The sequence below is a fragment of the Kitasatospora sp. NPDC091257 genome (assembly GCF_044757675.1).
In the GTDB taxonomy this organism is placed as follows: domain Bacteria; phylum Actinomycetota; class Actinomycetes; order Streptomycetales; family Streptomycetaceae; genus Kitasatospora; species Kitasatospora lactacystinica.
In genome coordinates this window covers 1-6285 of sequence record NZ_JBIVVI010000488.1, presented here as the reverse complement: position 1 = coordinate 6285, position 6285 = coordinate 1, and the positions used below count along the sequence as shown (strand labels likewise).

Genomic DNA, 6285 nt, shown 5'->3' with positions numbered 1-6285 from the left:
GGTACTCCCGGACCGGGTCCACCCGGGGACGGGCGGCGCCCTTCTCGGTGTCCACCGGCCGCGGGCCGGACGCCGGGTCCAACGGCACCTGGGTGGCGGCCGGGACCGTCTGCGGGACACTGGGCGCCGCGACCGCGCCGCCGTTCACCCCGCCGTTGCCGGTCAGGCCGGTGAAGGCACCGCCGAGGCCCTTGAGCGCGTCGCCGACCTCGCTGGGGATGATCCAGAGCTTGTTGGAGTCGCCCTTGGCCAGCTCGGGCAGGGTCTGGAGGTACTGGTAGGCGAGCAGCTTCTGGTCGGCGTCGCCGTCGTGGATGGCCTCGAAGACCGTCCGGATCGCGGCCGCCTCACCGTCCGCGCGCAGGACCGCGGCCTGCGCCTCACCCTCCGCCTTGAGCACCTCGGCCTGCTTCTCACCCTCGGCCTTGAGGATTTGGGCCTGGCGCTGGCCCTCGGCGGTGAGGATCGCGGCGCGCTTGTCCCGGTCGGCGCGCATCTGCTTCTCCATCGAGTCCTGGATGGAGGTCGGCGGCTCGATCGCCTTCAGCTCGACACGGTTGACCCGGATGCCCCACTTGCCGGTGGCCTCGTCCAGGACACCGCGCAGGCCGGCGTTGATGACCTCTCGCGAGGTCAGCGTGGACTCCAGGTCCATCGAGCCGATGATGTTGCGCAGCGTGGTGACAGTCAGCTGCTCGATCGCCTGGATGTAGCTGGCGACCTCGTACGTCGCGGCGCGGGGGTCGGTCACCTGGTAGTAGATGACGGTGTCGATGTTGACGACCAGGTTGTCCTGGGTGATCACCGGCTGCGGCGGGAACGGCACGACCTGTTCGCGCAGGTCGATCCGGTTGCGGACGCGGTCGATGAACGGGACGACGATGTTCAGCCCTGCGTTGAGCGTCCGGGTGTAGCGGCCGAAGCGCTCCACGATCGCGGCGCTGGCCTGCGGGATGACCTGGATCGTCTTGATCAGCGCGATGAAGGCCACCACGACCAGGACGACCAAAACGATAAGGACGGGTTCCACGGACTCTCCCCTAGACGACCAGGGCGGTCGCGCCCTGGATTTCGACGACGTCGACCTGCTGTCCAGGCTGGTACACCTGGCCCGGGTGGAGCGCACGGGCCGACCAGATCTCACCGTTCAACTTGATCCGCCCGCCCTCCCCGTCGACGGTTTCCGCGACGACCGCGGTGGCGCCCTGGAGCGCCTCGATGCCCATCTTGACCTGCGGGCCCTTCTGAAGCTGCCGGTAGGCGATCGGGCGGACGAAGACCACCAGTGCGACCGAGACGACGACGAAGGTCAGGGTCTCGGCGACCACTCCCCCGCCCAGCGCGGCCACGACGGCGGCGGCCAGCGCCCCGACCGCGAACATGGCGAACTCCGGCATCGCGGTGAGCACCAACGGTATGCCGAGCCCTGCGGCGGCCAGGAGCCACCAGATCCAGCTGTCCACACGTCCATCCTAGGGAGCGAAGGCCTTCGAAGCGGACAGTTCCCGCAGGTCGAGGGGCGGAAACCGGTCGCGCGTGCGACCGGTTTCCGACGGCCTTCCGGATGAGCGGACGAAGGGGCCTCAGCCCAGCGGCAGACCCTGGGCCGACCAGCGGTCTCCGTGCCGCTCCAGGGTGAGCGGCAGGCCGAAGCACTTGGAGAGATTACGGGCGGTCAGCTCGGTGTCGATCGGACCGGCCGTGAGCACCTTCCCCTGTCGGATCATCAGGACGTGGGTGAAGCCCGGCGCGATCTCCTCGACGTGGTGGGTGACCATCGCCATTGCCGGGGCGAACTCATCCTGGGCGAGCGCGCCGAGCCGGCGGACCAGGTCCTCGCGGCCACCGAGGTCGAGGCCGGCGGCAGGCTCGTCGAGCAGCAGCAGCTCGGGGTCGGTCATCAGGGCGCGGGCGATCAGGGTGCGCTTGCGCTCGCCCTCGGAGAGGGTGCCGAACTTGCGGTCGGTGAGATTGGCCATGCCGAGGCGGTCGAGCAGGGCGAGGGCGCGGACCTCGTCCGACTGCTCGTAGGTCTCCTGCCAGCTGACCGTCATGCCGTACGCGGCGGTGAGGACGGTCTGGAGCACGGTCTGCTCGGCCGGCAGCTTGTCGAACATGGCGGCGCCGGCCAGGCCGATCCGGGAACGCAGCTCGAAGACGTCGATCTCGCCGAGCTTCTCACCCAGCACCGTGACCTTGCCCGAGGTCGGGAACAGGTACGAGGAGGCGATCTGCAACAGCGTGGTCTTGCCGGCGCCGTTCGGGCCCAGGATGACCCAACGCTCGCCCTCGGAGATGGACCACGAGACCTGGTCGACCAGCGCGCGCCCCTCCCGGACCACGGATACGTCCACCAGCTCCAGCACGTCGCTCATGCCTACGCCTTCCCCAAAAAACAAGATTCTCGGCCGTCGGTGCGGGCGGCGAGCCTACTCCGGCAGCCGGTGGGCACGGGGTGGGTGCGCCGCACACGCATGGGCAAACCTACGCCACGCGGATGACCGCCGATTCCGTAGGCTGGCCGGATGCTCGTGACTCCTGCCGACAATCCGTACGAAGAGCCCCGTTCGGGGCGGCTCACCGCATGGGGCAACGCCTTGCTGGCGGGCCTGGTGCCGCCGGACGACGCCGCCACGGCCGTCCTGGGCCGGGACGAGATCCACCGGGTCACCGGACTGCCCGGCGACGAGCCCGGCGAGCAGCACGGGCTGACCTGGGCGCTGGGGCGGCTGCGGGTGCTCGGCGTGAAGGGTCTACGTCTCGCGCTGCCCTCAGCCGGGCATCCGCTCGGGCTGACCGGTCCGAAGGCCTTCAACGAGCAGGCCATGAGTGCGGGCGAGGCCGTCCTGGCCGTGGGCGCACCTCTCGGGTTGGTGCCGGAGGTGGACGTGTACGGCCCGGCCGGCGACCGCTCGGCCACCGTGCTGTGGCGTTGTTCCGAGGTCAACGACACACCTCCGGCGGACGTGCCGTCGCTCCACGAGGCCGAACGTGAACTGGCCGACGGGCTGCGGGAGGCGACCGTCATGCTCGCCCGCCTCGACGTGGCCGGCGCCGGACCTGAGGCCTTGCGCGCCCTGGATGCCTACCGCCGTCGTGGCCACAGCGAGTTGCTCGCTCCCGGGTACCCGCCCCGGGCCGTCCGTGTCCTGGAGTCGGCCCGCCAGGTGTCCGCCCTGCTCTCCATCGCCTCCGGCGGCCACGGCGCTGCCGTCAGCGCCTCCGAGATGGCGGCCCGCCAATCCGCCCTGGCCCCGCTGCGGCGCACCGCCCGGCGCGCCCAGGTCGCCGCCTACAACGCCCTCGTGGACGAGCGAGACGATCGCTGAGAGGTGCTGGACCCCGGAGTCGACGGTGGCGAGCGCGATCACCTCGGCGCGCTCGTATCTGCCGTCGGGACCGGCGGTCAGGCTTCCCTGTGCCGTCGTGGCCACCAGCCGGCACCGGGGCCACCCCAGGACTTCGGCTGCCTCCTCCGCCGAGTAGCTCTCCGCGAGTCTCCGTTCCAGCCCCTCGGCCGCGGCCCGTGCCGTGGCCGCAGCCTTGTGCATGCGCTCCGTGACAGTCTGCTGCACCACGGCATACGGGACGGCGGCCAAGGCCTCCCGGCTGTAGGTCGGCCAGCCCCGGTATCCGCCGCAGGGGCGTAGCTCTCCTGCGGCGGCGAGCCGCCTGATGTCCTCGGCGATCACCAGCAGACCTGTGGTGTGGCCCAACACCGTGGCCGCCTTGGCCGCCCCCACGGGCGGCACGGCGCCGAGCGCGAGGATGATCTCCTCGGTGCGGGCCTTCAGCTGTACCTCGACGAGCGCCGACCAGGTGCCGTTGTCGAGGTCCGGCTCGGGGATCAGTTCACGTTCCCGTGCCAGGTTGAACTGCCAACGCCGCATCCGCAGTCGGCGTCTCAGCAGCTCCGGCCCGTAGGCCTCCCGGTCTCGGCCTGTCTCCCGGGCCAACCTCGCTCTGCGCTCGACGGCCTCTGTTGCACGATTCTCTGCCCTCGCCACCTGACATCCGGACAAGGGGCGTCCTGGCGCCCGCCCTCGGTCTCCGTCCTCGGCAGTCGGTTGCGACCCAGGCCCGGACATCGGAGGCTCGTCGAACAGGCGGCATGTCACCTCAAGCTCACGGGCCAGCACGACAGGCCCGCACTGATTGCGCATCGCGTTCATCCGGCCCTCCCTCGGGATCGGTGTCGGCGATCAGCCTGGCACACCCGAATGGCGATGGATCACCTGAATTCGGGCCAACCCTGCCGAACGGCACATGCTGGACCACCGTTTGACGCCCTGCCTGGCCGAAAACCTGCCGATCGGCACGGCGCCCGCACCAGTACGTCGCGCCCCTGGCGCGCTACCCGTCGCGGGCCTCGCCGTGACGAACGGCCCAGAGTGCCGCCTGGGTGCGGTCGGCCAGGTCCAACTTCATGAGGATGTTGGACACATGGGTCTTCACCGTCTTCTCCGAGAGGTGCAGACTGCGGGCGATCTCCCGGTTGGAGCGGCCATCGGCGATGTGTCCGAGCACTTCGCGCTCGCGCTCGGTGAGCGTGCCACCTCGACCCTGCGGAACGCGCGGGCCGTCGTCGGCGAGCAGGGCCTCGGCCAGTTCGGGCTGGAGCAGAACATGACCGGCGTGCACCGAACGAATCGCCCCGGCCAGCGCCTCCGGGTCCACGTCCTTGTAGACGTACCCGGCCGCACCGGCCCGCAGCGCGGGAACCATCGTGCGGTGCTCGGTGAAGCTGGTGACGATCAGGATCCGGGCGCGGCTGCCCTCGCCCTTGAGCGTGCGCAGCGCCTCGATGCCGTCGACGCCGGGCATCTTGAGGTCCATCAGGACGACATCGGGGTCGAGCTCACGGGCCCGGTCAATACCCTCCGCCCCATCGGCGGCCTCCCCGACCACCTCGATGTCGTCCTGGACCTCCAGGAAAGTGCGCAGCCCGCGCCGAACCACCTGGTGGTCGTCGACCAACAGGACACGGATCGACGGTGTGCTCTCAGGCACCGGGGACCTCCATCTCGACGAGCGTCCCCCGACCGGGGGCCGATTCCAGGGTGAGTGTGCCGCCGACGGCGGCCGCGCGGTCGCGCATCGAGGCCAGGCCGAGGTGACGGCCTGCTCGCCGGACGGACTCCGGATCGAAGCCGCGCCCGTCGTCGTGCACGCGCAGCACCGCACCGCGCGCAGGCGTCCCTGCCAGGGTGACGGTGACCCTGCGGGCGCCGGAGTGGCGCAGCGCGTTGTGCAGCGCCTCCTGGGCAACTCTCAGCAGTGCGGCCTCCTGGGCAGGCGGCAGCGCCCGGACCCCGTCGGCGGCGAAGGCGACGTCAGCGGTGTGCGCCCGGTCCAGGACCTGCACCTGGGAGGCGAGAGTGGCGCTGAGTCCGTCCTCCTCCAGGGCTGCGGGGCGCAACTCCACGACGACCGCGCGCAGCTCGTCGGCAGCCTCGGCGGCGAGACGGGCGACCTCGGCGAGCTCGGCACGTGCCCGGACGGGGTCGCGGTCGACGAGCTTGGCGGCCGCCTTGGCCGTGAGCCGGAGCGAGAAGAGCTTCTGCGAGACGGCGTCGTGCAGGTCGTGGGCGATCCGGGCACGCTCGCCGGCCAGCGTGAGCTCGCGGCTGCGCTCGTACAGTCGGGCGTTGGACAGTGCGAGGGCCGCGTGCGCGGCGAGGATCCGCAGGAGCTCCTCGTCGTGATCGGTGAAGAGGCCACCGCCACGCTTGTTGGCGAGGAAGATGACGCCCATCACCTGCGACTCGTCCTCGGCCGCGTCGGTGTCCAGGATCGGCATGCCCAGAAAGGCGTCCATATCGGGGTGGGCTGCGGGCCATCCTTCGAAGGTGGGTGCCTTGCGGACGTCCACCAGCCGGGTGGGGCCGGTCTCGTGCAGCATCGCGGCGAGTACACCGTGCTGTCGGGGCAGCGGGCCGATCGCCCGCCACTGCTCGTCGGTGACACCGTCGACCACGAACTGGGCGAAGCCCCCGTGGTCGTCGGGCACGCCCAGGGCCGCGTACTCGGCGCCGAGCAGTCCCCTGGCGGAAGCGGTGATGCGGCGCAGCACCTCACGGACCTCCAGGTGCCGGCTCATGGCGAGCAGTGCCTGGCTGACGGCCTCGATCCCGGACAGGCAGGGTTCGCAGGCGGGCAGCGGGCCCCGGTGGGTCCGGTGGTCTCCGGTGGTGCTGGACATACCGCCAAACTACCGCCGCCCCGGCGACCGCCGCGTCCGTCCGCGGCCGCCCCGGGCCCAGGTCCGGGGACCTAGGCCGCAGG

Annotated in this window: 6 protein-coding genes; 1 reads left to right on the top strand and 5 read right to left on the bottom strand. The window is 71.1% G+C overall.

All coding sequences use genetic code 11. From position 1 onward, the window contains the following. The 3 genes from ACIQOV_RS22295 to ACIQOV_RS22285 form a co-directional block, all read right to left on the bottom strand. The coding region (locus tag ACIQOV_RS22295) for an SPFH domain-containing protein (protein WP_401050973.1) at positions 1-1030 on the bottom strand (1030 nt) is incomplete at its 3' end. Positions 1031-1040: 10 nt separating this feature from the next. After that, positions 1041-1463, bottom strand: a complete 423-nt coding sequence (locus ACIQOV_RS22290) for an NfeD family protein (protein ID WP_359911452.1) — start codon at positions 1461-1463, stop codon at positions 1041-1043. A 120-nt stretch (positions 1464-1583) separates the two neighbouring features. Next, positions 1584-2375: an ABC transporter ATP-binding protein gene (locus ACIQOV_RS22285; RefSeq protein WP_359911455.1), complete on the bottom strand. Its 792-nt coding sequence runs from the start codon at positions 2373-2375 to the stop codon at positions 1584-1586. Between the two features lie 150 nt (positions 2376-2525). Between ACIQOV_RS22285 and ACIQOV_RS22280 the strand changes: the two genes are divergently transcribed. Next, the gene (locus tag ACIQOV_RS22280) at positions 2526-3329 is read left to right on the top strand and encodes a hypothetical protein (RefSeq protein ID WP_401050970.1); all 804 of its coding nucleotides are present in this window, start codon (positions 2526-2528) and stop codon (positions 3327-3329) included. 1024 nt (positions 3330-4353) lie between these two features. Here ACIQOV_RS22280 and ACIQOV_RS22275 read toward each other — a convergent pair. Next, a complete protein-coding gene (locus ACIQOV_RS22275; RefSeq protein ID WP_401050968.1) occupies positions 4354-5010 on the bottom strand; it encodes a response regulator in 657 nt (218 codons plus the stop codon). Beyond that, the gene (locus tag ACIQOV_RS22270; protein WP_401050974.1) at positions 5003-6100 is read right to left on the bottom strand and encodes a GAF domain-containing sensor histidine kinase; all 1098 of its coding nucleotides are present in this window, start codon (positions 6098-6100) and stop codon (positions 5003-5005) included. The genes ACIQOV_RS22275 and ACIQOV_RS22270 overlap by 8 nt, the downstream gene beginning before the upstream one ends. Positions 6101-6285 lie beyond the last annotated feature (185 nt).

Excerpts from the sequence above, each read along its gene's own strand:
- ACIQOV_RS22285 (WP_359911455.1), bottom strand. The coding sequence starts at position 2,375 with ATGAGCGACGTGCTGGAGCTGGTGGACGTATCCGTGGTCCGGGAGGGG.
- ACIQOV_RS22280 (WP_401050970.1), top strand. The coding sequence starts at position 2,526 with ATGCTCGTGACTCCTGCCGACAATCCGTACGAAGAGCCCCGTTCGGGG.
- ACIQOV_RS22270 (WP_401050974.1), bottom strand. The coding sequence starts at position 6,100 with ATGAGCCGGCACCTGGAGGTCCGTGAGGTGCTGCGCCGCATCACCGCT.